The sequence below is a fragment of the Salinibacterium sp. SWN167 genome (assembly GCF_015864665.1).
GTDB lineage: Bacteria > Actinomycetota > Actinomycetes > Actinomycetales > Microbacteriaceae > Rhodoglobus.
In genome coordinates this window covers 1886249-1912295 of the sequence record NZ_JADYWU010000001.1, presented here as the reverse complement: position 1 = coordinate 1912295, position 26047 = coordinate 1886249, and the positions used below count along the sequence as shown (strand labels likewise).

Sequence of the window (26047 nt, the reverse complement as noted above, 5' to 3'; positions counted from 1 at the left end):
CTCTTGAGGCACTATGTATTGCCCTTTTTGTAGGCATCCTGACAGCAGGGTTGTTGATTCGCGCACCAGCGATGATGGTCTTTCGATCCGTCGCCGCCGGCAGTGCCCCGAGTGTGGTCGTCGTTTCTCGACCACCGAAACCGCGTCGTTGAATGTCATCAAGCGCAACGGTGTTGTGGAATCTTTCAGCCGCGAGAAAATTGTGAGTGGCGTGCGCAAGGCGTGCCAGGGACGACCTGTCACAGACACCGACCTCGCTGTTCTCGCACAGAAGGTTGAAGAAGCCATTCGTGCGACCGGCGCCGCTCAGATCGACGCCAACGAGATCGGCCTAGCGATTCTTTCGCCGCTACGCGATCTCGACGAGGTCGCCTATTTGCGCTTCGCCAGCGTGTATCAGGCGTTTGATTCGCTCGACGATTTCGATGCCGCGATCAGCCAGTTGCGGTTGGATCACGGCACCGCCTCCTAACTGAACCATCCGGTTTCGCTGTTTCCCGCCTTCTATCGCTGAGAGCACCGTTCGCTATGTACGACTTCTTTTTCCGCACTGTTCTTAAGCGGCTTGATCCCGAGTTTGCGCATTCGCTCGCCTTTTCGGTGATCAAGGCGCTTCCGGTCATCGGTGTGGGAAAGATTGTGCAAGGTCCGGCTGATCCCGCGCTCGAGGTTAAGACTCTGGGGCTCACGTTTAGTTCACCGTTCGGTGTGGCTGCAGGCTTTGACAAGTCGGGCGCTGGCATCCAGGGTCTCGGGCAACTGGGCTTCAGCCATGTTGAGGTAGGCACGATTACGGCCCTTCCTCAGCCGGGCAATCCCAAGCCGCGGTTATTCCGGCTTGTCGCCGATCGTGGCGTCATCAACCGTATGGGCTTCAATAACGCGGGAGCGTCCAAGGCTTCAATGGTGATCGAGCGAGCGCGCCATCGTGCCGGGCGTCCCATCATTGGTATCAATATCGGCAAGTCGCGCGTTGTCGCCGTCGAGGATGCCGTCGCGGACTATCTCACGAGCACCCGAGCACTCGCGCCGCTTGCGGACTACTTGGTAGTGAACGTGAGTTCGCCCAACACCCCGGGGCTGCGCGGTCTCCAAGAGATTGACAAGCTCAAGCCGTTGTTGGTTGCGGTGAAGTCGGCTGCCGGCCAGACGCCCGTGCTGGTCAAGATTGCCCCTGATATTACGGATGGCGAGGCTCGGGCGATCGCTCAGCTTGCGGTCGACGAACTCGACGGCATCATCGCCACCAACACAACACTGTCGCGGGAGGGCCTTGCGACCCCTGCCGACGTCGTTGAGGCAGCCGGAGCCGGGGGAGTGTCTGGCAAGCCTGTCGCTGCTCGCTCGCTCGAACTATTGCGCATCATCCGCAGTGTTGTTCCTGCTGATTTTTGCGTAATTTCCGTGGGCGGAGTCGAAACGGCTGCGGATGTCGCTGAGCGTCTCCGCGAAGGAGCGACGCTCGTTCAGGGCTACACAGGCTTCATCTATCGCGGCCCGTTCTGGGCGCGCTCAATCAATCGCGGTCTGTCGAAACTATTTCGCGCAGAGAACCCCGCATAGTCGATTCCCTCAGGAACCGGCCGGCCGTGCGACTAGCTCGGGAACTGGCCGCGCTTCACCTGAGGCTTCGGCAAACGCATGATGCGCAGCTGAAGCGAACGCATCGCGGCGTACCAGCGCACGCGCTCGGCGCGAGACTCACCAAATTTGGCGTTGATCAGTTTGCGCAAGCGCAATCCGAGTAGAACGGCGTCGATTGCGGCGATGATGAAGAAGCCCCACAGAAAGAGCAAGCCGAGGGCTTGAATCGTGGGGTCGTTGATGAACGTGAGGATAATCACGGCGAACATCACGGGGACAAGCAACTCGCCCACGTTGAAACGTGCGTCAACGTAGTCGCGCACGAAACGCTTCTGCGGACCGCGGTCGCGGATCGGCAGGTATTTTTCTTCACCGTTCGCCATACCTACGCGAGCTCGTTCGCGTTCGACCTGCATTTGGGCCCGAGCCGTACGCTTAGCTTCTTTGCGGTCGTTGGAGACCAGCGGGCGAAGGTTTGCGGCCTCACGTTCTTTGCGCGTGGGGGTGGGACGTCCTTTGCCGGAACTGACGCTCTCGTTCGCGTCGGAGTTCTCAGGATTGGGGGTGTTTTCGGTCGAAGATGCTTTTGCCACGGGGTTCCTTGCGTTGGTGTCGATCTAAGATTACTCGTATGACTCACACGCCGCAGCCGACGTCAGCGTCGACGACTCCCGATCCTTTGCTCGTTGCTCTTACTGAGGCTGTTGACGGCGCTTTGCCGGCCACGATTGCGGAGCTGTCAACTCTGGTTCGAATCCCTTCGGTGTCGTGGGATGGCTTCGATGCACATCAGGTCGCTCGCAGTGCTGAAGCTGCGCGAGCGTTGATCGACGGTATTGGAGTTTTCGATACCGTTGAGCTGGCTCAGGCCCCGATTCATGGCGACACACTCGGGCATCCGGCGGTGCTTGCCACGCGCAAGGCGAAGAACGGAAAGCCCACCATTCTGTTGTATGCGCACCACGATGTGCAGCCTCCCGGTCAGGATGCCGATTGGGATTCACCTCCCTTCGAGCCGACAGTGCGCGGTGATCGTCTCTACGGTCGCGGCGCGGCTGATGACAAGGCGGGGATCATGGCGCATGTTGCGGCGATCCGCGCTTTCGTCGACACCGTCGGGCCCGACTTTGATCTTGGCCTTGTTGCTTTCTTCGAGGGCGAAGAAGAGTTCGGTTCACGATCATTCGCCAACTTCATCGTTGAGAACCGCGACAAGCTCGCGGCTGATGTGATCGTGGTTGCCGACTCGGACAATTGGGATGTGAACACACCGTCGCTCACGGTCGGCCTCCGTGGCAACGTGACCTTCAAGCTGAAGGTGTCCACGTTGGCGCACGCCTCTCACTCGGGAATGTTCGGGGGAGCGGTTCCGGATGCGATGCTTGCGACCATCAAACTGCTGGCGACCCTGCACGACGAGAACGGTGCTGTCGCTGTTCAGGGGTTGACGAGTCGTGAATCCGAGACTCCGGAGTTCAGTGAAGAAAAACTTCGTCACGAGGCAGGGTTGCTCGAGGGCGTCACCTCAGTGGGTTCGGGAAGCGTGCTGAGCAGGCTGTGGGACAAGCCGGCAATCACTGTTACCGGGATCGATGCGCCTAGCGTCCAGAACGCGTCAAACACGTTGGCGCCCACTGTCACAGTCAAGGTGAGTGCACGAATTGCCCCTGGACAGGATGCGGATGACGCGTTCGAAGCGCTTCGAAGCCACCTCGAATCCCATGCGCCCTTCGGTGCGCATCTCGAAATTTCCGACGTCGACACGGGTAGCCCTTTCCTCGTCGATACGAGCGGGTGGGCTGTAGGCGTCGTGAAGTCAGCCATGCGCGAGGCGTGGGGAAATGAACCGCTTGAGACTGGAATTGGCGGCTCTATTCCGTTCATTTCGGATCTTGTCGAAGTTTTTCCTGAAGCCCAGATTCTTGTGACTGGAGTCGAAGATCCCGAGTCGCGGGCGCACAGCCCCAACGAGTCGCTTCACCTTGGCGTTTTCAAGCGGGCTATCCTCACGGAGGCGCTGCTGCTCGCAAAGTTGGAACGTCGGGCGTAGAATTACGTCATGACTGATTCCGCTGTTGAAACTGACACCCACGGTGTTGCACTGACTGAGGCTGCCTCGAACAAGGTTCGTAGCCTCATGTCGCAAGAGGGGCGCGATGACTTGCGTCTTCGGCTTGCCGTTCAGCCGGGCGGATGCTCGGGACTCATCTATCAGCTCTACTTCGACGAGCGCTTCCTCGACGGCGACGTGAGTCGTGACTTCGGTGAGGGTGTCGAGGTAGTCGTCGACAAAATGAGTGTTCCGTACCTCGAAGGTGCGAGCATCGATTTTGAAGACACCATCGAGAAGCAGGGGTTCACTATTGACAACCCCAACGCCGAGGGCAGTTGTGCCTGTGGCGACAGTTTCCACTAATTTCATAGCAATTTTTTGAGAAGGTGCGCCGATTCGGTGCACCTTTTCGCTTGTGCGGGGCGAGCCGGTAATCACTACCCCCTCTCGCTGCATATACACTGGAAAGGTATTAGTCCGTGTTCTTCGAGAGGTCACAGGTGCGCTCTAACCGCCGAATTCGATTGGCAGCGATTCCACTCGCTCTGGTTACGATGTTGGTCCTGACCGGCTGTACTCAGGACCAGTTGCAGGGATATTTGCCAGGAAGTCCAGACACCACCAACCACACGAGTAGCGTGATTGGCCTCTGGGTCACATCGTGGATCGTTCTGCTGGTCGTTGGTGTCATCACCTGGGGCCTCATCATCTGGGCAGCGGTTGTGTACCGCCGTCGTCGCGGACAGACCGGTCTTCCGGTCCAGCTCCGTTACAACATGCCGATTGAGATCTTCTACACGGTTGTACCGCTCATCTTGGTTCTGGGCTTCTTCGCCTTCACCGCGCGTGACCAGGCGGCTATTGAAGCTGTTGAAGTCAACCCGGATGTTCAGATTGAGGTCATTGGAAAGCGCTGGGCGTGGGACTTCAACTACATTGACGAAAACGTCTACAGCCCCGGTGTTCAAGCAGACTTCAACCCGGATGGCACCATCAACGTTGACTCGTTGCCCCAACTGGTTCTCCCTGTCGACAAGAAGGTCGAGATCAAGGTTGAGGCGCGCGACGTCGCTCACTCGTTCTGGGTCGTGGACTTCTTGTACAAGAAGGACATGCTGCCAGGCAAGACCAACTACATGTACTTCATCCCCACCAAGGAAGGCACCTATCAGGGCAAGTGCGCTGAGCTGTGTGGTGAATACCACTCGCTCATGCTCTTCACTGTGAAGGTCGTCTCCGAGGCTGAGTACGAGGACTACATTGACGCCCAGCGTGCTGCTGGCTTCGAGGGTCAACTCGGTCTCGATTACAACGTCAACCAGAACTTGCCCGGCAACGGCAGCAGCGACGAGGAATAGGGCTCATGAGCGTCGAACGTAAGGGCAACGTCTTGGTGAACTGGATCACCTCGACCGACCACAAAACAATCGGGTACATGTACCTGATCACTTCTTTCTTCTACTTCCTTCTCGGCGGGGTGATGGCGCTTGTCATCCGCGCCCAGCTCTTTGAGCCGGGACTGTCGATCGTGGCAACGGGTGAGCAGTACAACCAGTTGTTCACCATGCACGGCACGATCATGTTGCTGATGTTTGCTACCCCGTTGTTTGCTGGGTTCGCGAACGTACTCATGCCGCTTCAGATCGGTGCTCCCGACGTTGCCTTCCCGCGACTGAACGCATTCGCCTACTGGCTCTACAGCTTCGGTTCGCTGATTGCTGTCGCTGGATTCCTCACCCCGCAGGGTGCGGCATCCTTCGGTTGGTTCGCCTACGCACCGCTTTCCAGCACCACGTTCTCCCCGGGAATCGGTGGAAACCTCTGGGTATTCGGTCTCGCGATGAGCGGTTTCGGTACCATCTTGGGTGGCGTGAACTTCATCACGACAATCATCACGATGCGCGCTCCCGGCATGACGATGTTCCGCATGCCGATCTTCACCTGGAACACCCTCGTGACGTCGCTGCTGATCCTCATGGCGTTCCCCGTTCTGGCCGCGGCCATGTTTGGTCTCGGTGCTGACCGTGTGTTCGACGCTCATATCTATGACCCCGCCAATGGTGGAGTTCTGTTGTGGCAGCATCTCTTCTGGTTCTTCGGCCACCCCGAGGTGTACATCATTGCGCTTCCGTTCTTCGGAATCGTCTCTGAAGTATTCCCGGTCTTCAGCCGCAAGCCGATCTTCGGATACACCACTCTGGTCTACGCAACAATCTCGATTGCTGCGCTGTCCGTAACGGTGTGGGCTCACCACATGTACGTCACGGGCTCTGTGTTGCTCCCGTTCTTCTCTCTGATGACAATGCTTATCGCAGTGCCTACAGGGGTGAAGATCTTCAACTGGGTTGGCACAATGTGGCGGGGCTCCATCACGTTTGAAACGCCAATGCTCTGGGCTATTGGCTTCCTCGTGACCTTCACTTTCGGTGGACTCACCGGTGTTATCCTCGCTAGCCCGCCGCTCGACTTCCACGTCTCTGACACGTACTTCGTTGTGGCTCACTTCCACTACGTCGTATTTGGAACCGTCGTGTTCGCCATGTTCAGCGGTTTCTACTTCTGGTGGCCCAAGTGGACCGGCAAGATGCTCAACGAGCGTCTCGGCAAGATTCACTTCTGGTTGCTCTTCATCGGCTTCCACATGACGTTCCTCATCCAGCACTGGGCCGGTGTAGTCGCGCTTCCGCGTCGTTACCGCACCTACCTTGCTGAAGATGGCGTTACGTGGATGAACCAGGTGTCAACCATCGGTGCGTTCATCCTCGCAGTGTCGATGATTCCGTTCCTCTTCAACGTGTACATGACCACGCGCAAGGCGCCTAAGGTCACTGTCAACGACCCGTGGGGCTACGGACGCTCGCTCGAGTGGGCTACGAGCTGCCCGCCTCCGCGACACAACTTCACGTCGATCCCACGAATTCGTTCAGAATCTCCGGCATTCGACCTCAACCACCCCGAAGCGGGTATCCCTGTTGGCATCGGTCCAGGCAAGGATGCGCCTGACGCACCGGTCTACGACCTCGCAGACGAGAAGGTGAAGTAACCGATGAATGCAAACGTCAAGCTCTACTGGATTCTGACCGTCTTCTTCCTTCTCCTCTCAGGGCTGTACACGGTGTGGTCGCTACTGGACGCAAGCCATCAGCGCGTCGAGTGGGTGGGCACGATTGCCCTCCTGCTGAGCGGGCTGCTGTTCCTTCTCATCGGTTTCTACTTGAGCAAGGTGCACGCAGCTCAGGGCGGCGAACTCGCTGAGGATCGCCTCGACGCCAACATCGAAGATGGCGACGCCGAGCAAGGGCACTACAGCCCGTGGAGCTGGTGGCCGATCGTTCTCGCCGGCGCAGCTTCGCTCGTGTTCCTGGGTGTTGCCATTGGAGCCTGGATTGCATTCATCGGCGGAGGTATCCTCGTCGTTAGCCTCGTAGGGTGGACGTATGAGTACTACCGCGGATACTTCGCCCGCTAAGGCGGTGCAGATTCGCCCTGCCACCGCGAACGACGCTGCCTCAGTCTTCGAGTTGCTGAAACAACTGGGAACTGAGTACGCACCCGACCGGGCTGCGTTCGACTCCGCCTTCGTGCACGCAGTCGAGGATCGCGCGACAACGCTCCTATTGGTCGCCGAACAGACGGACGGCATTGTTGTCGGCTACGCGTTCGCGACGATCGCACATCTGCTGCACACCAACGGCAGTTCCGCACAGCTTCAGGAACTCGTTGTTGATGGCACCGTTCAGAGCACCGGTATTGGCACACGGTTAGTAGAAGCCGTCGAGGCCGTATGCCTCGAACGCGGCGTACGCCAGCTCACTGTGCCCAGTCGTGGCTCCGCTGACTTCTTTGAGCGTATCGGGTACATGTCGACTGCTGACTTTCTCAAGCGCGTTTTCGACTAAAGCCACGATTCGTGTGTCGGTTCACAACGTTGACTGTGTCGAATGTTGGTTCGCTGAAGGTTATGGTGCTGACGGATCGATCCGCGTGACCCATACTGCACCTGCGAAGGTCGCAGGGACCGCCTGCGAACCGTCGGCCGTCGTGAGGTAGCACTCTCCATCGGCGCTGTGCGTATCGACGACTCTCCCCGGTGCAACCTGAAGCGTGACGGCTATTTCGAGGTTGGCGGCCTCCGCATCGGAAATTCTCTGCACCCGGTAACGTCCCGGTGCAGCGCTAGCGAGACGGATGGCGCCCCGTGCAGTGTTCGTGTGGCCTTCTGCGGTGGGTATGGGGTCACCGTGCGGGTCGCTCGTGGGGAACCCGAGCAAGGCGTCCATCCGGTCTATCAGCGTGTTTGTCGCGGCGTGCTCGAGTCGTTCCGCTTCGTCGTGGACTTCATCCCACCCGTAGTCGAGAGTTGTGACTAAGAACGTTTCGATGATGCGGTGTCGTCGCACCATTGCTATCGCAAGACGCGCGCCCGTCTTCGTAAGCTGGACAGGCTTATAGGGCCGATAGTCGACGAGCTGCTGCGCTGCGAGGCGGTGCAGAGTGTCGGTGACATTGGCGGGGCTGGTTCCGAAGCGGGCAGCGAGTGCTTTCGTGGTGATCGGCGGATCGCCCCATTCAGTGGCGCTCCAGATCGCCTTCAGGTAGTCCTGTGCAACAAAACTTATGGCGTCGACATCGGTGGGCTGCTCGTTCGGGATCGCCCCACTCATGATTCACCCACGATAATCAGCGCAATCAGAATTACGTTGAGCAGCACGATGAGCGCGGTCACTATCCACGCGAGCCAAGTGACAACACGGGGGTTCGTAAACTCGCCCATGAGTTTTCTGTTCTGGGTGTACGCGACGAGTGGAATCAAGGCGAAAGGGATTCCAATGCTCAAGAAAACCTGACTGAGCACCAGAGCGCTAGTGGGGTCGAAGCCGATCGCAAGCACGATGAGGGCGGGAATCAGAGTGACGACGCGTCGTAGTAGCAGTGGCACTCTGAGGTGGAGGAGGCCGGCCATGATCTGTGACCCTGCGTAGGAGCCTACTGACGTGGAGGCTAGTCCGGAAGCAAGCAGCCCGATGCCGAAAACGATGCCGACAACGGGTCCCAGTGCCGCCACAATCGCAGCGTGAGCTCCCTCGATGCTGTCGGTCCCCTCGACGCCGCGAAGGCTCGAAGCTGCGAGAAGCAGCATGGCGATGTTGACCGAGCCAGCGATGACGAGCGCGATCAGTACATCCCAGCGAGTTGCCCGAAGAAGATGAGTAATGCGCGTAGCGTCGACGCTTGCGCCGTGTCTGTCGCGTGCGAGTCCGGAGTGAAGATAGATTGCGTGTGGCATCACCGTCGCACCCAGCATGCTCGCGGCCAGGAGAACAGTCTCAGTTCCTTGGAATCGAGGTACGAGGCCGCCAACGAGTTCGCTGAGGGAGAGTGGGCTGACGAAGAGGCCTGCAACGAACCCCACGGTGACAACGGCAAGAAGGCCGATGATCACGAATTCGAATGGTCGCTGCCCCCGTCGTGATTGCACCGAAAGCAAAGCTGTGGAGACAACGCCCATAATCAATCCCCCGAGTGGCAGGGGGAGCCCGAAGAGAATGTGAAGGGCAATCGCTCCACCAATTACCTCGGCGAGATCGGTGGCAGCGGCAATAGCTTCCGCTTGTACCCAAAAAAGTAAGCGTCCGCTCCGAGGTAACCGCTCGCCGAGCAGTTCGGGCAGGCTTTTGCCTGTGACTAAGCCCAGTTTTGCGGAGAGGTATTGGATCAGGACCGCCATCACGTTGGCGACGACAAGCACCCAGACGAGCAGGTAGCCGTATTTGGCGCCCGCGGTCAAGTTGGCTGCAACATTGCCAGGGTCGACATAGGCGATTGCGGCGACAAACGCGGGGCCGAGGAGAAAGAGAAGTCGTTTTTCTGGCCGAGGACTATGGGCCGATGGCTGGGGGAGCGACGGCTCAGGAACCCACTCAGCACGCACATCACTCATAAAGTTAATCTAACTTAACTTATGAGTTCCCTTCGCCGGCTAGCTCTTGCGCCGTCACTCTGAGTGTGATCGATGAAGAAGACTTGGTGCCCGACCAGCCTCGGCATCGAATATGCGCGCCTGGTTAAACGAGTGTGGGCCTTACCGAAACTAGTTCGGTAAGGCCCACAACAGTCATTCAGGGGGAGCGGCTTTAGTGGTGCTCGTCTTTGGACTGTTCGATTTCTTTCTGCGACACCGGCGCGATGCGGTCTTCGAAGAACCAGCGCGAGACGGATGCCCGGAAGCGTTGTCCGACGGTGATGCGGCCCTGAGCGTCCGGACGCACCATGAGCGGCTTGTAGTCCTCGTAGCTGACGAGCTTCCACAGTTCGTAGTCGTCGAGCTGCTCGTGCACCTCAATGTATTCACCGTGCGGCAGGCGCACGATGCGACCCGATTCGTAGCCGTGAAGAGCGATCTCGCGATCCTTCTTCTGCAGACCCAAGCACACGCGCTTCGTAATGAAGTAGGCAATGATCGGTCCGAAGATGAGCAGCGCCTGACAGGAGTGGATCACTCCTTCGATGGATAACTTGAAGTGCGTAGCCAAGAGGTCAGAGCTCGCGGCGGCCCAGAGGACTGCGTAGAACGTGACGCCAGCAGCACCGATTGCGGTACGGGTCGGAGCGTTGCGAGGACGGTCAGCAATGTGGTGTTCACGCTTATCGCCGGTGATCCACGCCTCAATGAAGGGGTAGAAGGCAACGATCGCAATGAAGAGGCCCAAGATCACCAATGGAGCGATGATGTTGAACGACCACGTGAAGCCGAACCACTCGGTTTCCCACCCTGGCGGAACGAGTCGGAGTGCGCCGTCGGCGAATCCGATGTACCAGTCAGGCTGGGTACCTGCCGAAACAGGGGAGGGGTCGTAGGGGCCGTAGACCCACACCGGGTTGATCGAGAACGTCGAAGCGATCAGCGTAATGACACCGAAGATGATGAAGAAGAATCCACCAGCCTTCGCAGCGAAGCCAGGCATGACGGGGGAGCCGACGACGTTGTCGTTGGTGCGACCGGGGCCAGCGAACTGGGTGTGCTTGTTGATCACGAGCAGCAGCATGTGAATACCGATTGCAGCGATGATGATCGCCGGCAGCAGCATGATGTGCAGGATGTACAGGCGGCTGACGATGTCGACGCCGGGGAACTCTCCACCAAACAGCAGGTAAGAGATCCACGTACCGATGACCGGAATTCCCTTGACCATTCCATCGATGATGCGCAGACCGTTACCGGAGAGCAGGTCATCGGGGAGCGAGTAGCCGGTGAAGCCCTCGGCCATCGCGAGTACGAAGAGTACGAAGCCGATGAACCAGTTGATCTCACGGGGCTTGCGGAATGCACCGGTGAAGTACACGCGGAGCATGTGCAGACCGATGGATGCCACGAACAGCAGAGCTGCCCAGTGGTGGATCTGGCGCATCAGGAGTCCGCCGCGGATGTCGAAGGAGATATCGAGCGTCGATGCCATAGCGGCCGACATTTCGATGCCCTTGAGCGGCGCGTAGGAGCCTTCGTAGTGGACTTCAACCATCGAGGCTTCGAAGAAGAACGTGAGGAACGTTCCCGACAAAAGAATGACGATGAAGCTGTAGAGAGCAACCTCTCCGAGCATGAACGACCAGTGGTCGGGGAAGATCTTGCGACCTACCTCTTTGACGAGGCCAGAGATGCTGGTGCGCTCGTCAATGTAGTTGGCAGCAGCTCCCGTGAAACGCTGTCCGCGAGTCTTGGGCTGTACGTCCTGGGCGGGGGTGGTTGTCATAGCTTGCGCTCCCAGAAGCTTGGACCGATGGGCTCAGTGAAGTCGCTCTTAGCGATGAGGTAGCCCTCTGAGTCGACCGTGATCGGCAATTGCGGAAGTGGACGCTTCGCTGGGCCGAAGATAACGGCTGCTTCGCGCTTGATGTCGAACTGTGATTGGTGGCACGGGCACAGCAGGTGGTGCGTTTGCTGTTCGTAAAGTGCAACCGGGCATCCAACGTGAGTGCAAATCTTGGAGTAAGCAACGATGCCGTCGTAGTTCCAGTCTTCGCGACCCTCCGATACCTCAAGATCTTCTGGCTTGAGGCGCACGAGGAGAACTGAGGCTTTCGCCTTCTCCTCGATGCGGTGCTCAGAGTCGTTGAGGCCTTCAGGGATGACTTGGAAGGCTGAACCAATGGTGAGGTCCGATGCTTTGATGGGGGTTCCGCTCGGGTCGCGCGTCAACCGCATGCCTTCTTCCCAGAAGGTGTGCTTGAGAAGCGTGACCGGGTTGTCGGCCGGAGCGAGATCACGGAACAACACGATTGCGGGAAGCGGGGTGACAACGAGGGCACCGATGAGCGAGCGACGCAACAGTGTGCGACGGCCAAACCCGGAGTCTTTGTTGCCGAGAGTGAATACCTCGACGGCCTTGGCGCGAGTTTCTTCGCTGCCTCGAGTTCCGTGGCGCTGCTCCACAAGGTCGTGACCCTGCATGAGTGCCTTGGACCAGTGAACGGCACCGATGCCGATGCCGAGTAGACCCAGCGTGATGCCGAGACCCAGGAACAGGGTGTTGTTACGCACCGACTGCATGTTTCCGGGCTCAATCGGGAACACGAAGTAAGCGACAACAGCAAGCACACTTCCCACAATGGAGAGGAGGAACATCGTCGAAACGCGGCGTTCCTGTTGCTTGTCAACCTTGGGGTCGAGATCCGTTACGCGTGGGCGATGCGGGGGGAACCCCGGGTTGGGTACCTCGTCGGTTGCGACGACGGCGGTACCTGCGCTGTGCGCAGGAGCCCCGTGCTGCTCGACGTCCTTACCCGCAGCGGTGCTGCCGGCGGTATCGCCGTGGTCGTCTGCCATTCTTATCCCTTCAACCGTCCGCTGTACAGCGGTCGCTAACTAGTTTGATTTAGCCGTGAGCCAGACCGTGATTGCCACGATCGCGCCAAGGCCGAAGATCCAGATGAACAGACCCTCAGAAACGGGGCCAAGTGATCCAAGCGTGAATCCACCAACAGAGGGCGTCTCATCGAGGTACTTGAGGTACGTGATGATGTCGGCCTTTTCTTCAGGCGTGAGATTCGTGTCGTTGAACACGGGCATGTTCTGCGGGCCCGTCAGCATTGCCTCGTAGGCGTGCTTGGCAGTCACGTCAGCGAGCGCTGGAGCGAACTTGCCCTCGGTAAGCGCGCCACCAGCACCGGCAACGTTGTGGCACATTGCGCAGTTGATGCGGAACAGTTCGGCACCGTTGGAGACGTCATAGCCTTCCCCGGTGAGGTACATGTCAGCGGGAATCGCTGGGCCGGGGCCCTGGGAAGCAACATAGACCGCGAGAGCCTGAATCTGCTCTTCAGTGAACTGAACGGGCTTCTGTTCTGCTTGCGGGCCCGAAATGGCTAGTGGCATGCGGCCAGTACCCACTTGGAAGTCGGTCGCTGCAGCGCCAACGCCGATCAGCGTAGGGGCTTGGGTGGTGCCTTCGAGGTCCAGACCGTGACACGTTGCACAGTTAGCGGCGAAAAGCTTTCCGCCTTCTTCAACAAGTGCTTCGGCGGATGCGCTGGTCTCTGCCGTTGCACTCGAGGTGAACAGCGCGTATGCGCCGCCCGTTCCCAGTAAACCAACGAGCAGGAGGGCTACAGTCGCAAGAGGATGGCGTCGACCGACAGGTTGTGACCTGCGTGACGCGCGAGCTGCCTTGGTGGCCATTACGTCTATTCCGTTCTTATTTGAGCACGTAGATGATGAGGAAGAGGCCGATCCACACTACGTCGACAAAGTGCCAGTAGTAGGAAACAACAATTGCGCTTGTTGCCTCTTTGTGTCCGAAGTTCTTGACTGCGAATCCGCGACCGAGAACCAGCAAGAAGGCGATGAGGCCACCGGCGACGTGAAGTCCGTGGAACCCGGTGGTGATGTAGAACGCCGAGCCGTAGGAGTCGCTCGAGAGGCTCACGTGTTCAGAAACCAGCGTGGCGTACTCGAAGACCTGACCGGTGACGAAGACTGCGCCCATGGAGTAGGTAAGGAAGAACCATTCCGTCATTCCCCACTTACGCATGTCGAAGAGCTTGCCTGTGCGACGCACTTGCATGCGCTCAGCGGCGAAGACGCCAAACTGGCACGTGACCGATGAGAGCACGAGGATGATCGTGATCAGGGTCGCAAATGGCACATTGAGCTTGGCAGTCTGCTCCGCCCACAATTCGGGGGACGTCGACTTCAGAGTGAAGTAGATGGCGAAAAGGCCGGCGAAGAACATCACCTCGCTACCAAGCCAAACGATGGTACCGACCGCAACAGTGTTCGGTCGCTGGACAGACTGGGCTCCAAGAGAGCGGTTGAGGGCAGCTGTGGTCACGTATCTATTATGGCTGATAACTGGGCGTAAGTTTTTCAATCTCCGGCCTGTCGGCTCAGGATCGGTAGGATTTCACTCATGTCTGCATCCCCAACTTGGCCAGAAATCCTTACAACCCTTGTTTCCGGCACTGATTTGTCAATCAGCCAAGCTGAGTGGGCGATGAAATCCGTTATGAACGGAGAAGCAACATCCGCTCAATTAGCAGCGATGTTGATCGCTTTGAGGATCAAGGGTGAGACAGTCGACGAGATTGTTGGTTTTCGGGATGCTGCTTTGGCGAGTGCCGTGCCGCTGCCCGTAGATCCCATGGCTTTGGACATCGTCGGCACCGGTGGAGACCCCTACGGTGCCGTGCTGAATATCTCTTCCGTCGCCTCGATTATTGCGGCAGCGGGGGACGTGCCCGTGATTAAGCATGGCAATCGTGCCGCGAGCAGCAAGAGCGGTGCATCCGATGTGCTGAGTGCTCTGGGGCTCAACCTCGACCTCACCCCGGAGCGGGTAGCCGAAGTGCTCAACGAAGTCGGCATTACCTTTGTCTACGCCGCCCTATTTCACCCCGGTTTCGCGCATGCTGGGCCGACGCGTCGCGAACTTGGGATCCCCACGCTGTTCAACATTCTTGGACCGCTCTGTAACCCCGCCCGCCCGCAGGCCTCGGCTGTTGGTGTCGGTAGTCGCGAACGCGTGAGTCTTCTCGTGGGCGTGTTCCAGACACGCGGTGCGACGGCGCTGGTGTACCGCGGCGACGACGGAATCGACAAACTAACGACCACCGGCCACAGTCACGTCTGGGAAGTGTCGCGGGGATTCGTGACCGAACACGACCTTGATCCTCTGGAATTGGGCATCCCGCGGGCGCCGATCGAAGCGTTGTTGGGCAAGGATCCTGAGTACAACGCCCAGGTCATTCGCTCAATTTTGGCGGGGGAGAGGTCGCCAGCGCGCGACGTCGTGCTGCTGAACGCTGCGGCCGGATTCGCCTCGTTTGAGCTGGCGAAAGATCCCGAACAAAGTCAGCGCCCATTGCTCGCACGGTTGAAAGAGCAGCTTGAGCGCGCCGAGCACGTCGTCGATTCAGGCTTGGCCGCCACAAAACTCGATGAGTGGGTCGCGGCCACGAACCGCTAGTCGGTATCTTCGTCGACCCAGTCAAGGGTCTTGGAGATGGCCTTTTTCCAGTTGCGAATGAGGCGCTGTCGCTCGGCGTCATCCATCTGGGGCTCCCAACGCTCGCCCTCGCTCCAGCGATCGCGCAGTTCATCGAGGCCGCTCCAGTAGTCAACTGCGAGTCCCGCAGCATAGGCCGCGCCCAAGGCTGTTGTCTCTGCGACCTGGGGGCGGATGACCGGCATGTTGAGGATGTCGGCCTGAAACTGCATAAGCGCGGAATTGGCCACCATTCCACCGTCCACTCGCAGTTCCGTCATCGCAACATCAGCATCCGCGTTGGCCGCCTCGATGACGTCGCTGGTTTGGAACGCTGTGGCCTCGAGTGCGGCACGCGCAATGTGGCCCTTGTTCACAAAACGGGTGAGTCCGAGAATCGCTCCCCGGGCATCCGGACGCCAATGGGGTGCAAAAAGTCCTGAAAACGCGGGCACAAAGTAGACGCCGCCGTTGTCGTCGACGGATGCGGCGAGCGTTTCAACCTCCTCGGAACGCGAAATAATGCCGAGGTTGTCGCGCAGCCACTGGATCAGTGAGCCCGTCACCGCGATCGATCCTTCAATCGCATAGCGAGGAGCCTCGTCGCCCAGTTGATAGGCAAGAGTCGTGATGAGACCGTTCTGTGAACGCACGATGTCAGTGCCCGTGTTGGTCAGCAAGAAATTGCCGGTGCCATAAGTGTTTTTGGACTCGCCCGCGTCAAAAGCGGCTTGGCCAAAGGTGGCTGCTTGCTGGTCGCCCAGAATGCCGGCAACAGGCACTTCGCGCAGCAGGCTTGCGCTGGAAACAGTGCCGAAAACCCCGGAAGAGCTGCGGATCTCGGGCATGAGCGACGCCGGAATGCCTAGTTCAGCGAGAATCTCGTCGCTCCAGGTCAGCGTTTCAAGATCCATCAACAGCGTGCGGCTCGCGTTAGTGACATCGGTGGCGTGAACTCCGCCGTCGGGACCGCCCGTGAGATTCCACAGCACCCACGAGTCGGGGGTTCCGAAGGCGAGTTCGCCCGCCTCGGCACGCTCGCGAACTCCGTCGACGTTGTCGAGCATCCACACAATTTTGGATGCTGAAAAATAGGTGGCGAGGGGAAGGCCGGTGATTTTCTTGAACTTGTCGGTGTCACCCTCGGCGATGCGGTCGATGATGGCCTGCGTGCGGGTGTCTTGCCAGACGATCGCGTTGTAGACGGGTTCGCCGGTCGCGCGGTCCCAGATAATGGCGGTTTCACGCTGGTTGGTGATGCCGACAGCGGCGATGCTGTGGCGAGTCACGTTTGCTTTCGAGAGAGCTTGGCCGATGACTTCACGGGTATTGAGCCAGATTTCGGCCGGATCATGTTCGACCCAGCCCGCCTTGGGGAAGATCTGGTCGTGCTCGAGCTGACCTGAAGTGACCGGCTTGCCGTCGTGGTCAAAAATAATCGCGCGGGTGCTGGTGGTGCCCTGATCGATCGAGAGTATGTAGTTCACCGGTTCTCCTTAGTTATCCGTCGAGCTCTACGGCGCCGAAACCGCGTTGCCTGAGCCGTGTTGCCAAAACCACGTCACCTAGACAGCGTCGACATAGAGCCACGCACCATTTTCGCGCACGAAACTGCTGTTTTCGTGTTGTTGGTCGGCGCTGCCGTCGTTGCGATAATGAGCACGAAATTCGACAGTGCCCTGCGAATCAAACATGCTGCCGCCGGTGCGCGCGACGATCTCGAGGCGAAACCAGCGCACATCCGCATCGAGTTCGAGCGTTGCCGGGCGAGTAGACGGATGCCACGTCTGCAGCAAATAGTCGGTCTCGCCACGGACGTAGGCGCTGTAGCGCGACCGCATCAGTCGTTCAGCAGTGGGAGCAAGTGCCTCGCCACGGTGAAATCGGCCGCAGCAATCGTCGTAGGTTTCCAACGACTGGCAGGGGCATGCTTTCATCCCCCCAGAGTAACTAGTTGTGGAGTGCCGTGCGTTTAGTCGTTCTCGTCGGTCTCGCCGTCGCCGGACGTGGGAGTGGTGAGCTCACACGTGCCGTTATGGTCGACGCAAAAGAGCATTTCTGTTGCCATTAGCTATGTCCTATCGCTAGGCGGCGCTCAAACAGGCGGCCGCGGATGGATTCTGGTTCAATCAGGATGTAGACGAAAGACTCGACGGGAACCCAATCGGGCAACGTCTTGAGCGCTTGAGCTGATACCTGTGAGGCGTCATCGAGCACTGTTGCCAGGCCTCGAACTACGACGCTCCACACGTCATCCGGAGTCTTCACATCAACTTCGAACGCAACATGCATGTTCTCGGTGAGTTCGTGAAGTTTTGAACCCGATGCGGTGCGAAACAGAATTGTTTTCTTGTCGCAGTAATAGTTGACCGGGAAGATGTCTGGGCGCCCCTCATTGCTGAGAGCGAGATGACCAAAGCTCTTGCTGGCAAGCAGATCCAGGCTTGCCTGATCGGAGAGCTCAATGACAGGACCCTGCGGGGACCAGCCGGCTTCACTCATGTCATGAGACATTGCTGACCTCCGGACGAACGATGATCTTGACGGCTGTTTCTTTGTGATCAATCAGCGTCATGAAGCCCTCGTCGATGAGTTTGTCGAGGTGGATCCGACCCGTGATGAACGGCGCCAGATTGACCTTGCCTTCTTGAACGAGCGCGATAGTTGCAGGGTGGTCGTGGGCGTAGGCAATGGTTCCGCGCAGATCGATTTCCTTGAGCACCAGTTTTTGCATGTCCAGCTGTGCCGGGTGTCCCCAGATGGAAACGTTGACGATCACGCCAGTAGGCTTCACCGCATCAAAAAGCTGGTCCAGTACGGCGTTGATGCTCGAGCACTCGAATGCGACGTCGGCGCCGACTCCGTTGGTCAATTCCATGACCTTGGCTACGGCATCCTCAATGCTGGGGTCAATCACGTGATCGGCGACCCCTGTAGAGAGCGCCATTTCGCGCCGCGCCGTGCCTGGCTCAGACATAATGACGGTGATCCCTTCGGCAGAGAGCACAGCAGCGAGGAGGAGACCGATAGGGCCTCCGCCACCGATGAAAGCGACATCTCCGGCTTTCGCGCCACTGCGTACGAAAGCGTGATGGCCGACAGCAAGGGGTTCGATGAGCGCGGCCTGATCGAGGGGGATGTCACCGATGGGGTGGACCCAGCGACGTTCAACGACGATCTTTTCGCTCAAACCACCGCCCCCACCAGCCAGCCCAATGAAGCCCATTTTGGTGCAGAGGTTGTAGTTGCCAGCGCGACATGGGGCGCACTCGCCGCACACAAAGTACGGCTCCACGACAACGTTCTCGCCGACGGTGAGATCGGTGACTCCTTCGCCAAGTGCAGTGATTGTTCCTGAGAATTCGTGACCCATAGTCACGGGTACTTCTTCGTGAGTCAGCGGGTGCGGATGCCCCGCTGCGGGGATGAAGATCGGGCCTTCGAGATATTCGTGAAGGTCTGTGCCACAGATGCCGCACCACGCGACATCAATAGCGACTGCGCCGGGGCGAAGCTCTGGTTTCGGAATGTCATCGATGCGGATGTCTTTGCGACCGTGGAAACGTGCTGCCTTCATGGTTTTCTTCTTTCTGTACGGAGAGCGGATGGAGACAAAACGAAGCCGGGCGGCTCCTGCTCGGTTTAGGCCGAGACATATTCTTTGACAGCGACGGTGATGTCCTTGAGCGCCTTCTTGGCGTCCGCAAAGAGCATCCCCGTCTTGGGATCGGTGAACAGCGGGTTCGTGATGCCCGCGTAGCCAGGCCGCATCGACCGCTTGATGACGACAACGGCTTTGGCATGGTCGGCGTCGAGAATGGGCATCCCGGAGACGGCATTGCCTGGCTTTCGAGCATCCGGGTTGCAGACGTCGTTGGCGCCGATTACGAGAGCAACATCGCAGTTGTCGAACGCTGCATTTGCCTCGTCGAGCTGGAGCATTTGTTCGTAGGGCACGTTGGCTTCGGCCAGCAGCACATTCATGTGGCCTGGCATACGGCCGGCAACCGGGTGAATCGCGTACTTGACGTCGATGTTATGCGCCATGAGCAGGGCAGCAAGCTCCGCGACTTCGTGTTGGGCTTGGGCTGCGGCGAGTCCGTAGCCAGGCACGATCAGCACGTGTTGCGCATAGGCGAGTTGAATGGCGACATCATCGGAGGTGAGGCTCCGCACATTGGCGAGATCCTCAGCCGCGGGTCCTGCCGTCGCCGTAGTCTCGCCGGTGCCGAAGCCTCCGACGATGATCGAGAGCACGGAGCGATTCATCGCTTGCGCCATTTGCAGCGTCAGGATGGTGCCCGCTGCGCCGACCAAGGCACCCGCGATGATGAGCGCCTGATTGTCGATCGCAAAGCCAGCCATGGCCACGGCGAGGCCGGTCAGCGCGTTGAGGAGCGACACGACGACGGGAGCATCGGCGCCACCAATCGCCAGCACCATAAGAATGCCGAGGATGAGTGCGGTCACGAGCACTACCAAGAGCAACAGCGTGTTGTGGGGAAGCATCACTGCCGCAACACTCGCACCGAGCGCGATCGCTGCAACCAGCGCATTGAGCAGACGCGAACCGGGGAACGTGACGGGATTGCCCGGGATGATGCCCTGGAGCTTTCCGGCCGCGATCAGCGAGCCGGAGAAGGTAATTGAGCCGATGAGGACATCGAGCACGACGGGGATAGAGACCGTCAATTCAAGGGGATCGGCACTCGTCGCGAGAATGAACGTGGCGAAGGCAATTGCGGCAGCCGCGCTGCCTCCGACGGCGTTGAACACGCTCACGAGTTGAGGGACATCGGTCATCTTTACGGTGCGAGCACGATAAACCCCGAACACTGCACCGACGAGCACGCCTGCGGTGAGGGCAACCCACGCAATCCATTCGCCGCCATCGACAACGAGGGCAAGCACAATCGTCGCGAGGACCGCAATAACCATGCCGACAGCAGAGAGGCGGTTACCGTTTCGGGCAGTCGCGGGTGCCCGCATCATGTGGAGCCCCACGACGAAGAGCGATGCCGACAGTAGATAGAGAATTCCGACGAGGAACTGGAAACCGGTCACGATGCGTCCTCCGTTGTGGTGGTGTCGACTGTTTTAGGAGGTGTGGGCCGCGTGAACATTTTCAGAATCCGGTCAGTGACGACATAGCCTCCGAATACGTTCGCGGCAGCAAAGGCACCCGCAATGAAGGTCAGGATGTAGCCGGTAGGGGAGTCAGCAAGTGATGCCGTGACAACGGCACCAGCGATTACGACCCCGTGGATGGCGTTAGAGCCCGACATCATCGGGGTGTGCAGCGTCGAGGGAATCTTGCCGATCACTTCGACGCCCACGAGAAGCGCGAGAACGAAGATCGCGAGGTTGCTGTACAAGGTTTCCATCAGTTGGCCTGAGCTTTCACAGTTTCGGTGGAGTCGAGGGGGTCGAGGTTGAGGGCTGTGCGTACCGCCACATTTGCCACATCTCCCGAATGACAAACGACGATGGCTTTGTGCACCTCGTCGGCCGGATCGATCACGATGGCGCCAGCGGGGGCGAGTGCTTCGACGACAGCGGTGATGTTGCGGCCGTACATTAGCGAGGACGAGGCAGGAAGATCAGCGGCGAGATTGCCACCGCCGACCACGACGACACCGTTCGCCGTCGTGAAAGTCTCCCCATCGATTGAGCCGAAGACATTTCCACCCTTGTCGCTCGCACCGAGGTCGACGCAGACGGTACCGGGCTTCAACTCGGCGAGAGTGTCTTGCGAGACCAGCAGCGGGGGAGTGCGGCCCGGCACTTTTGCGGTCGTGATGATGATGTCGAAGGTGACGAGAGCATCCGCAAGTTCTTTCTGTTGGATCGCTTGCTCTTCGGCGGTCATTGCGCGGGCGTAGCCGCCTTCACCAGCGCCGGCCGCAACGGACGACGTGAGGAACTTGGCGCCGAGCGATTCGACTTCGGTGTGGGAGGCTGCGCGAACGTCGTAGCCGGTGACCACGGCACCGAGGCGCTTGGTCGTGGCAATGGCCTGGAGCCCAGCAACACCTGTTCCAATCACGATCGCCTTCGCGGGAGTCGCGGTTCCGGATGCCGTAATCATCATGGGCAAGTAGCGACCGAATTTTTCGGCGGCCACGATGCCCGCTCGATATCCTGCCGCGCTCGACTGAGAGCTGAGCGCATCCATCTGCTGGGCACGACTCAGAGTTCGGGGAAGCAATTCGAGCGCCACGAGCGTGAGCCCTTGAGCCGCCAACGTAGAGACCCGGTCGAGGTTATTGAGAGGGTCAAGAAGTCCAATGACAGCGCTGCCCGACGAAAGAGCGTTAGTGACGTCTGACGCGGGGAGGGATAGGGCGGCGAGTGCATCGCACGACGCGATAATCTCAGATCGCGCGGCGAGAGTGGCCCCGGCGGAGAGGTAGCTCTCATCGGTAAAGCTCGCGTCTGAACCGCACCCGGCTTCAATAAGCACCGAGAACCCTGCCTGAATGAGCTGCTTGGTTGCGCTCGGGTCGAGAGCGACGCGGTGCTCACGCGAGGTTTTTTCGGAGAGAACCCCGATGGTCAGGCTTGTATCTGAGTTGGCCATTGCCATCCTTGGTCGAAACGGAACAAATTCCGCTGCCAAGGTCTGGAGCAACTAGTTAAAGCGTACACCCGGGTTCGCCGCCCGAATCTGAATAGATGCTGAGAGGGTTAGCCTCTGGTCGCCGCGGCGACAATGTGTTGCACCGTGATCTCGCGTCGGCTCACCATCTCTGACGCCGCCCGTAGCGTGAGATTGCAGTCCCGGGAGTATTTGCGGAGGAGAACGAACGCGTCATCCATGCTGAGCGATAGCCCATTCGCGATTACTCCCTTGGCCTGCTCAATGGCAATTCGACTGTTCAAAGCGTTCTGCAACTGCTCTTCGACGACCTGCGCTTGGTGAAGGGCTCGCTCGTGAGTGATTCCGATTGTCGCAACGTCGGCGAGGGCCTGAGCCACAGCCGCATCGCGTGAACTGACCGCTTCACTCGCCGCACGAAAGAGGTTCATCGTGCCGATAACCCTGCCGTGAACTTTCATTGGGATCGACAACAGCGAATTGAACCCCTGATCAACGGCAGTAGCACAAAATTCGGGCCACGCCACTGACGTAGAAATATCGTTGATGGCGACCGCTTCTCCTGTGCGAAAACACTCGATGCATGGGCCTGCTGCGTCAGCGAGCTGCATACTCTCCAGCATCATCGCCGCTTCGCTTGTCGACGTCATGAGTTGGAGATCATCAGCATCATCGACCAGCACTAGGCCGCCGGCATCCATGCGCACAATCTCTGCGCACCGTTCCACAAAGGTGTGGAGAACATCCACCATGTCGTGTTCGGCGGTAAGCGTTTCTGCAACGGTAACGAACGCTGCACTGATCTGGGCCTCGCGGGTTGTGCCGTCCATCTGATCCTTCTTTCCTGCGGGGGAGGTGGTTATTCGGTGACGGGATCGAACTCAAGCACGCGCGTAACTAGGTCACGTGCTACATCATCGACGGGGCGCCCAGTAGAGAATGCATGGGCTTGCAGCCGGGCAAAGGCATCCGGAGCGGAGAGACCTAACTGCGAAATAATGATGCCCGTGGCCTGATGGACTTCGCGCCGAAGGGCTGGTGCTTGTTCAGTCTCTGGCGAACTGTGTCGTTGAGCAGCGTGAAGTGCCCGTTCAACGGCCGTGAGCGCGACATTATTTGCCATGCTTTGAGCATTCGAAACGAAATCGGCGTCGGCCTCGTGAGGCGTGGTTGTGCTCAAGTTGACTGCTCCGACGACGGCGTTGCCGAGCACGAGCGGAAAACTGAAAACTCCGCGGACACCGAGCTCGCGCGCGGCATTCTGGAAAACGGGCCATCCTGTTTCAGAGTCCTGATCGAGATCAGGCCACAACACGGGGGAGCGGCTAGAGAGTGCTTGCCGCGCTGGTCCTTCGCCAAGCTCAAATTGAAGAGCATCCAATCGTGCAGCAAGGCGGCCATTGACGCAGACGGTCAATTGGTTTCCGTATTCATCGATGACTGAAATTGCCACGCCGGTGACGTTGAGCGTCGTTGCGAAAGGCGAGCAGAGGCAATCGTCAGCTGGCGCCGGTGTTGCTGAAACTTCTGGATTCGAAAGCATAATGGCCTTCAACGAGATGGTCACTCAATCAAGAACTCAGGCAGGGTGTGGACGAGTTCGGAAGGTGCTTACCTTCCGGGTGAGAGTTTATCACCGCGAAAGAGAACGCCCGGCTAAAGATAGCTGGTTGAGAGTAGCTGATCGATGATGCCGATTTCATACGTTTGGATGACATTCATACGTTCAGCGGTTGCTCGCACAGTGCTCACGGCGGCGTGTTCGTTCGCATAAGCGGCCATGTGGACGCCGCCGACGTGGTGGGCGCGCATGAGGTTCAGAAACAGTCGGCCCTGCGCCATCCCGGTGGTGGTGGAAAGGGAGGTCATTTGTTCGTCGGTCGCGAGCCCGGTCATATCGGCGGCCGGCATTTCCATCCCCATCCATGCCATCACTGTCTCGGGAGGCGCAGTGCTCTCGCCCCACACGGTAAGCCAGGTGTGCATCACTCCTCGCTCGAACGATTGATTTTGCAGGATGTCGGCGGCCAGTGCTTGAACAGAGTCGCCATTGTTGCGTCCGATCACGCGCTGGCACATGGCGAGGGCCTGCTCATGGTGCAACGCCATGTCTTTAAAGAAGCCGATATCAGTGTCGCTGGGCGTTTCTTCGGCGGCGCTTGCGCCCTCGGTAACGGTAGCGGTAGAGGTCGTACAGGCGGCGAGCGCTGAGCCGGCTGCGGCGAGTATCCCGAACGCGAGAAAGCTGCGGCGGGCGGGGTTCATCGCACCTGGCGCACGCTCTGTCGCCGTGATCATGCCGGGCCGCCACCGGGAGCGGCGGCGTTGTTGCCGCTCAGAGCGTCATCCGCAACATCACCGTGGTAGCAGCCGAGGAAGTAGGGGAATGTGGTCGTGGCGTAGTAACGGTACTGTCCGTCGCTGTCGACACGTCCGTTGCATTCGTCGAGGTCGCCAGAGCCTTCGACATAGCTGTGGGCGGCCCAGGTGTCGGTGGCGAATTGTGATTCGTCGGTGAGTTCCCAACTGCTCGTGAGCTGAGTCGTTTCACTGCACTCGTCATCCGAGCACACGATTCCGGACATGATGGGGTAGCCGTCAGCGGCCCAGCCCACGACGAGTGATTCGCCGGTTTCTACCTCGTCAGCGTCATAGAGACAATCGACACCATCCGCGTAGCCAAACCAATGGATGTGGAAGTCGGTTGGACCGCTGTGGCTGCCGCAGACCGAAAGGGCACCCTCGAGGGACTGCACATCTCCGCCGGTGCCTTCTGTAGGCCCGTAGATCGGTACTCCGTTGACCGCGACGCCGAGGGCACCAAGATAGGGCACAGCGCTTGGCTCGTCTGCTTCGGTGGGGGTGACCGGGATCGTCATGGTCAGTTCGGAGACTTTGGGCGATCCTGGTGTGGTCGCGATGTAGAGATAGTCGGGGATGCTGTTGCTGCTGATCGTGAGGGTGTCACCATCGCAGACTGCCGTGAGTTCGGGATCCGCGAGGTCAGCGTTCGCGCTTTCGACGTCTCGGAAGGTCGCGGCCATGGCGTCGCAATCACCCGTGGAGGCCGCAAAAGTGGCAGTTGAGGCGGTCTCAGCGGCTGTGGCAGTCGCTTCGGGGCTCGCTTCAGCGGTTTCTATCGCAGTGCTCGAGGCTGTAGTGCAACCGGCGAGCGCCATAACCAGCACGCTAGCTGTGGCGATGGTTTTAACAAGTCGATTCATGGTCTCTCCTGATCGTGAGGAGGCCCATGCTGGCGGAAGACTCTATGGATTCTTTATGAAACTCCTGGGATCTGCGGAGGAACATGCCCGGGAGCAGCCTGCTGCGTCTCACCCGATCGCGTCACACTCGGCTGAGTCAGGAACACGATCAGAACGATGGCACCAGCAATAGGCACGAGGAGCCAGAAAATGTTGGTCCAATTGCGGCCAGTGTCGCGGAGGCGGCGCACAGTGACGGCGAGCTGAGGAATAAGGAGCGCGAGCGACCATGCGGTGCTGAGCCCCACCGAATACCCGAAGTTGGATCCCATGTGGCCAAAATCGTTGCCGCTGCTCGGGTCGAGCGACGCAGCGATTCCGGACGTAATAAAGGAGAACAGCGCGAACCACCAATATTCAGGGCGACTAGCAACCCCGGTGAAATCCGCGTATTTGCGGAATACGGTGGCGATGGACTCAAAGAATGTCACGATCTCTCCCCGGTTAGGTGGCGTGACTCAAGGGTACGGCTTTCGGGGGTGATCGCGCTTTACTTCGAGCCGCAATCTGGACGCTTCCTGAGGAAAAGGTGAAGAATGCCCCCGCTCAAGCGTCGTGAGCGTACCGTGAATAACGAATGACTTGCTGGCGTTCGCGTCAACCGCCAGAGCGAGCACGCCAGCCGGCGACGCTCAGGGTTATTCGGCAAGGAGCTAGCGTGCGTCTCACATCCGCCGTCACATTTGTTTCGGATCTCGATCGATCGGTCGCGTTCTACTGCGATCTCCTCGGACTCACCTGCTCAATTCTTGACGAGTCGGCGGCTCTGCTTGTCGGCCCCGAGAACTACGAACTCTACCTTCGCGGTAAGCATGCCCAACCGAGTCGCGTTCTCGGCTCTGTTGGCATCCAGTACCTCATTTGGAGCGCAGGAAGCTTGGAGGAATTCGAGCGTTGTGAAGAGGCTCTGCGACGTGAGTCGGTGCATGTTCGTCGCGAACGACTCGATGACTTCGAAGTCGTTGAGGGCCGTGACCCCGACCATCTGCCAGTCATGGTTGTCTTTCCGGGCCCCGACGAGTCGGTGCGGCACGCCATCATTCCGAGAATCTATAGCTGGTAGCTTTCT

At 59.0% G+C, this 26047-nt stretch carries 29 protein-coding genes; 10 read left to right on the top strand and 19 right to left on the bottom strand.

Going from position 1 to position 26047, the window contains the following annotated elements:
* Window positions 1-13 precede the first annotated feature (13 nt).
* On the top strand, window positions 14-472 hold the full coding sequence (gene nrdR, locus I6E60_RS09140) for a transcriptional regulator NrdR (RefSeq protein WP_197124677.1): 459 nt from the start codon (window positions 14-16) through the stop codon (window positions 470-472).
* A 56-nt stretch (window positions 473-528) separates the two neighbouring features.
* Entirely contained in the window at window positions 529-1563 is a 1035-nt protein-coding gene (locus I6E60_RS09135) for a quinone-dependent dihydroorotate dehydrogenase (RefSeq protein WP_197179809.1), read from the top strand.
* Between the two features lie 32 nt (window positions 1564-1595).
* On the opposite strand, the gene I6E60_RS09130 is transcribed toward I6E60_RS09135, so the two are convergent.
* Window positions 1596-2177: a DUF3043 domain-containing protein gene (locus tag I6E60_RS09130; RefSeq protein ID WP_197179807.1), complete on the bottom strand. Its 582-nt coding sequence runs from the start codon at window positions 2175-2177 to the stop codon at window positions 1596-1598.
* Window positions 2178-2215: 38 nt separating this feature from the next.
* Here I6E60_RS09130 and I6E60_RS09125 point away from each other — a divergent pair, with 38 nt between their 5' ends.
* The 6 genes from I6E60_RS09125 to I6E60_RS09100 all read left to right on the top strand — a co-directional run bounded on the left by I6E60_RS09125 (window position 2216) and on the right by I6E60_RS09100 (window position 7536).
* Entirely contained in the window at window positions 2216-3634 is a 1419-nt protein-coding gene (locus I6E60_RS09125) for a dipeptidase (RefSeq protein ID WP_197179805.1), read from the top strand.
* Window positions 3635-3643: 9 nt separating this feature from the next.
* Entirely contained in the window at window positions 3644-4000 is a 357-nt protein-coding gene (locus I6E60_RS09120; RefSeq protein ID WP_197124671.1) for an iron-sulfur cluster assembly accessory protein, read from the top strand.
* Window positions 4001-4116: 116 nt separating this feature from the next.
* A complete protein-coding gene (coxB, locus tag I6E60_RS09115) occupies window positions 4117-4995 on the top strand; it encodes a cytochrome c oxidase subunit II (protein WP_197105540.1) in 879 nt (292 codons plus the stop codon).
* Window positions 4996-5000: 5 nt separating this feature from the next.
* On the top strand, window positions 5001-6680 hold the full coding sequence (gene ctaD / locus I6E60_RS09110) for a cytochrome c oxidase subunit I (RefSeq protein ID WP_197105541.1): 1680 nt from the start codon (window positions 5001-5003) through the stop codon (window positions 6678-6680).
* Window positions 6681-6683: 3 nt separating this feature from the next.
* On the top strand, window positions 6684-7106 hold the full coding sequence (locus tag I6E60_RS09105; RefSeq protein WP_197124669.1) for a cytochrome c oxidase subunit 4: 423 nt from the start codon (window positions 6684-6686) through the stop codon (window positions 7104-7106).
* Complete coding sequence (locus I6E60_RS09100) at window positions 7075-7536, top strand: GNAT family N-acetyltransferase (protein ID WP_231601179.1); 462 nt, start codon at window positions 7075-7077, stop codon at window positions 7534-7536. The genes I6E60_RS09105 and I6E60_RS09100 overlap by 32 nt, the downstream gene beginning before the upstream one ends.
* Before the next feature lie 60 nt (window positions 7537-7596).
* Here I6E60_RS09100 and I6E60_RS09095 read toward each other — a convergent pair whose 3' ends face one another.
* The 6 genes from I6E60_RS09095 to I6E60_RS09070 all read right to left on the bottom strand — a co-directional run bounded on the left by I6E60_RS09095 (window position 7597) and on the right by I6E60_RS09070 (window position 13965).
* Entirely contained in the window at window positions 7597-8301 is a 705-nt protein-coding gene (locus tag I6E60_RS09095) for a metal-dependent transcriptional regulator (RefSeq protein ID WP_197179803.1), read from the bottom strand.
* Window positions 8298-9578, bottom strand: a complete 1281-nt coding sequence (locus I6E60_RS09090; RefSeq protein WP_197179801.1) for an Nramp family divalent metal transporter — start codon at window positions 9576-9578, stop codon at window positions 8298-8300. The genes I6E60_RS09095 and I6E60_RS09090 overlap by 4 nt, the downstream gene beginning before the upstream one ends.
* A 193-nt stretch (window positions 9579-9771) precedes the next feature.
* Entirely contained in the window at window positions 9772-11388 is a 1617-nt protein-coding gene (locus I6E60_RS09085) for a ubiquinol-cytochrome c reductase cytochrome b subunit (protein WP_197124872.1), read from the bottom strand.
* The gene (locus tag I6E60_RS09080; protein ID WP_197124870.1) at window positions 11385-12461 is read right to left on the bottom strand and encodes a ubiquinol-cytochrome c reductase iron-sulfur subunit; all 1077 of its coding nucleotides are present in this window, start codon (window positions 12459-12461) and stop codon (window positions 11385-11387) included. The genes I6E60_RS09085 and I6E60_RS09080 overlap by 4 nt, the downstream gene beginning before the upstream one ends.
* Before the next feature lie 39 nt (window positions 12462-12500).
* Complete coding sequence (locus tag I6E60_RS09075; protein ID WP_197124661.1) at window positions 12501-13313, bottom strand: c-type cytochrome; 813 nt, start codon at window positions 13311-13313, stop codon at window positions 12501-12503.
* Between the two features lie 16 nt (window positions 13314-13329).
* Window positions 13330-13965 (bottom strand): heme-copper oxidase subunit III, encoded by a 636-nt coding sequence (locus I6E60_RS09070; protein ID WP_197124659.1) that lies wholly within the window; start codon window positions 13963-13965, stop codon window positions 13330-13332.
* A gap of 78 nt (window positions 13966-14043) precedes the next feature.
* Here I6E60_RS09070 and trpD point away from each other — a divergent pair, with 78 nt between their 5' ends.
* Window positions 14044-15099, top strand: a complete 1056-nt coding sequence (gene trpD / locus I6E60_RS09065; RefSeq protein ID WP_197179799.1) for an anthranilate phosphoribosyltransferase — start codon at window positions 14044-14046, stop codon at window positions 15097-15099.
* Here the strand turns inward: trpD and glpK are convergent.
* From glpK to I6E60_RS09005, 12 genes are all read right to left on the bottom strand, one after another.
* A complete protein-coding gene (glpK, locus tag I6E60_RS09060) occupies window positions 15096-16604 on the bottom strand; it encodes a glycerol kinase GlpK (protein ID WP_197179797.1) in 1509 nt (502 codons plus the stop codon). The genes trpD and glpK overlap by 4 nt on opposite strands.
* Before the next feature lie 78 nt (window positions 16605-16682).
* Window positions 16683-17054 (bottom strand): YchJ family protein, encoded by a 372-nt coding sequence (locus I6E60_RS09055; RefSeq protein WP_197124863.1) that lies wholly within the window; start codon window positions 17052-17054, stop codon window positions 16683-16685.
* Window positions 17055-17184: 130 nt separating this feature from the next.
* Window positions 17185-17631, bottom strand: a complete 447-nt coding sequence (locus tag I6E60_RS09050) for a pyridoxamine 5'-phosphate oxidase family protein (RefSeq protein WP_197179795.1) — start codon at window positions 17629-17631, stop codon at window positions 17185-17187.
* Complete coding sequence (locus I6E60_RS09045) at window positions 17621-18694, bottom strand: 2,3-butanediol dehydrogenase (RefSeq protein ID WP_197179793.1); 1074 nt, start codon at window positions 18692-18694, stop codon at window positions 17621-17623. The genes I6E60_RS09050 and I6E60_RS09045 overlap by 11 nt, the downstream gene beginning before the upstream one ends.
* Window positions 18695-18759: 65 nt before the next feature.
* Entirely contained in the window at window positions 18760-20181 is a 1422-nt protein-coding gene (locus I6E60_RS09040; protein ID WP_307841803.1) for an NAD(P)(+) transhydrogenase (Re/Si-specific) subunit beta, read from the bottom strand.
* A complete protein-coding gene (locus I6E60_RS09035; RefSeq protein WP_231595187.1) occupies window positions 20178-20501 on the bottom strand; it encodes an NAD(P) transhydrogenase subunit alpha in 324 nt (107 codons plus the stop codon). Before I6E60_RS09035 ends, I6E60_RS09040 begins: the two co-directional genes overlap by 4 nt.
* Entirely contained in the window at window positions 20501-21697 is a 1197-nt protein-coding gene (locus I6E60_RS09030; RefSeq protein WP_197179791.1) for an NAD(P)(+) transhydrogenase (Re/Si-specific) subunit alpha, read from the bottom strand. Before I6E60_RS09030 ends, I6E60_RS09035 begins: the two co-directional genes overlap by 1 nt.
* A gap of 107 nt (window positions 21698-21804) precedes the next feature.
* Window positions 21805-22545: a GAF and ANTAR domain-containing protein gene (locus I6E60_RS09025; RefSeq protein ID WP_197124851.1), complete on the bottom strand. Its 741-nt coding sequence runs from the start codon at window positions 22543-22545 to the stop codon at window positions 21805-21807.
* A gap of 29 nt (window positions 22546-22574) precedes the next feature.
* Complete coding sequence (locus I6E60_RS09020) at window positions 22575-23258, bottom strand: GAF and ANTAR domain-containing protein (protein WP_231601178.1); 684 nt, start codon at window positions 23256-23258, stop codon at window positions 22575-22577.
* Between the two features lie 113 nt (window positions 23259-23371).
* Window positions 23372-24013, bottom strand: a complete 642-nt coding sequence (locus I6E60_RS09015; protein WP_197124847.1) for a DUF305 domain-containing protein — start codon at window positions 24011-24013, stop codon at window positions 23372-23374.
* Complete coding sequence (locus tag I6E60_RS09010; protein ID WP_197179789.1) at window positions 24010-24939, bottom strand: YHYH protein; 930 nt, start codon at window positions 24937-24939, stop codon at window positions 24010-24012. The genes I6E60_RS09015 and I6E60_RS09010 overlap by 4 nt, the downstream gene beginning before the upstream one ends.
* 53 nt (window positions 24940-24992) lie before the next feature.
* Window positions 24993-25409: a DUF805 domain-containing protein gene (locus I6E60_RS09005; RefSeq protein ID WP_197179787.1), complete on the bottom strand. Its 417-nt coding sequence runs from the start codon at window positions 25407-25409 to the stop codon at window positions 24993-24995.
* A 227-nt stretch (window positions 25410-25636) separates the two neighbouring features.
* Here I6E60_RS09005 and I6E60_RS09000 point away from each other — a divergent pair, with 227 nt between their 5' ends.
* A complete protein-coding gene (locus I6E60_RS09000; protein WP_197179785.1) occupies window positions 25637-26041 on the top strand; it encodes a VOC family protein in 405 nt (134 codons plus the stop codon).
* Window positions 26042-26047: the final 6 nt, after the last annotated feature.

What these genes read in the sequence shown, in the direction of transcription:
- nrdR (WP_197124677.1), top strand. Translation starts at nt 14, where the DNA reads ATGTATTGCCCTTTTTGTAGGCATCCTGACAGCAGGGTTGTTGATTCG.
- I6E60_RS09135 (WP_197179809.1), top strand. Translation starts at nt 529, where the DNA reads ATGTACGACTTCTTTTTCCGCACTGTTCTTAAGCGGCTTGATCCCGAG.
- I6E60_RS09125 (WP_197179805.1), top strand. Translation starts at nt 2,216, where the DNA reads ATGACTCACACGCCGCAGCCGACGTCAGCGTCGACGACTCCCGATCCT.
- I6E60_RS09120 (WP_197124671.1), top strand. Translation starts at nt 3,644, where the DNA reads ATGACTGATTCCGCTGTTGAAACTGACACCCACGGTGTTGCACTGACT.
- ctaD (WP_197105541.1), top strand. Translation starts at nt 5,001, where the DNA reads ATGAGCGTCGAACGTAAGGGCAACGTCTTGGTGAACTGGATCACCTCG.
- I6E60_RS09105 (WP_197124669.1), top strand. Translation starts at nt 6,684, where the DNA reads ATGAATGCAAACGTCAAGCTCTACTGGATTCTGACCGTCTTCTTCCTT.
- I6E60_RS09100 (WP_231601179.1), top strand. Translation starts at nt 7,075, where the DNA reads ATGAGTACTACCGCGGATACTTCGCCCGCTAAGGCGGTGCAGATTCGC.
- I6E60_RS09095 (WP_197179803.1), bottom strand. Translation starts at nt 8,301, where the DNA reads ATGAGTGGGGCGATCCCGAACGAGCAGCCCACCGATGTCGACGCCATA.
- I6E60_RS09090 (WP_197179801.1), bottom strand. Translation starts at nt 9,578, where the DNA reads ATGAGTGATGTGCGTGCTGAGTGGGTTCCTGAGCCGTCGCTCCCCCAG.
- I6E60_RS09085 (WP_197124872.1), bottom strand. Translation starts at nt 11,388, where the DNA reads ATGACAACCACCCCCGCCCAGGACGTACAGCCCAAGACTCGCGGACAG.
- I6E60_RS09080 (WP_197124870.1), bottom strand. Translation starts at nt 12,461, where the DNA reads ATGGCAGACGACCACGGCGATACCGCCGGCAGCACCGCTGCGGGTAAG.
- I6E60_RS09075 (WP_197124661.1), bottom strand. Translation starts at nt 13,313, where the DNA reads ATGGCCACCAAGGCAGCTCGCGCGTCACGCAGGTCACAACCTGTCGGT.
- trpD (WP_197179799.1), top strand. Translation starts at nt 14,044, where the DNA reads ATGTCTGCATCCCCAACTTGGCCAGAAATCCTTACAACCCTTGTTTCC.
- I6E60_RS09055 (WP_197124863.1), bottom strand. Translation starts at nt 17,054, where the DNA reads ATGAAAGCATGCCCCTGCCAGTCGTTGGAAACCTACGACGATTGCTGC.
- I6E60_RS09050 (WP_197179795.1), bottom strand. Translation starts at nt 17,631, where the DNA reads ATGTCTCATGACATGAGTGAAGCCGGCTGGTCCCCGCAGGGTCCTGTC.
- I6E60_RS09045 (WP_197179793.1), bottom strand. Translation starts at nt 18,694, where the DNA reads ATGAAGGCAGCACGTTTCCACGGTCGCAAAGACATCCGCATCGATGAC.
- I6E60_RS09035 (WP_231595187.1), bottom strand. Translation starts at nt 20,501, where the DNA reads ATGGAAACCTTGTACAGCAACCTCGCGATCTTCGTTCTCGCGCTTCTC.
- I6E60_RS09030 (WP_197179791.1), bottom strand. Translation starts at nt 21,697, where the DNA reads ATGGCCAACTCAGATACAAGCCTGACCATCGGGGTTCTCTCCGAAAAA.
- I6E60_RS09025 (WP_197124851.1), bottom strand. Translation starts at nt 22,545, where the DNA reads ATGGACGGCACAACCCGCGAGGCCCAGATCAGTGCAGCGTTCGTTACC.
- I6E60_RS09020 (WP_231601178.1), bottom strand. Translation starts at nt 23,258, where the DNA reads ATGCTTTCGAATCCAGAAGTTTCAGCAACACCGGCGCCAGCTGACGAT.
- I6E60_RS09015 (WP_197124847.1), bottom strand. Translation starts at nt 24,013, where the DNA reads ATGATCACGGCGACAGAGCGTGCGCCAGGTGCGATGAACCCCGCCCGC.
- I6E60_RS09010 (WP_197179789.1), bottom strand. Translation starts at nt 24,939, where the DNA reads ATGAATCGACTTGTTAAAACCATCGCCACAGCTAGCGTGCTGGTTATG.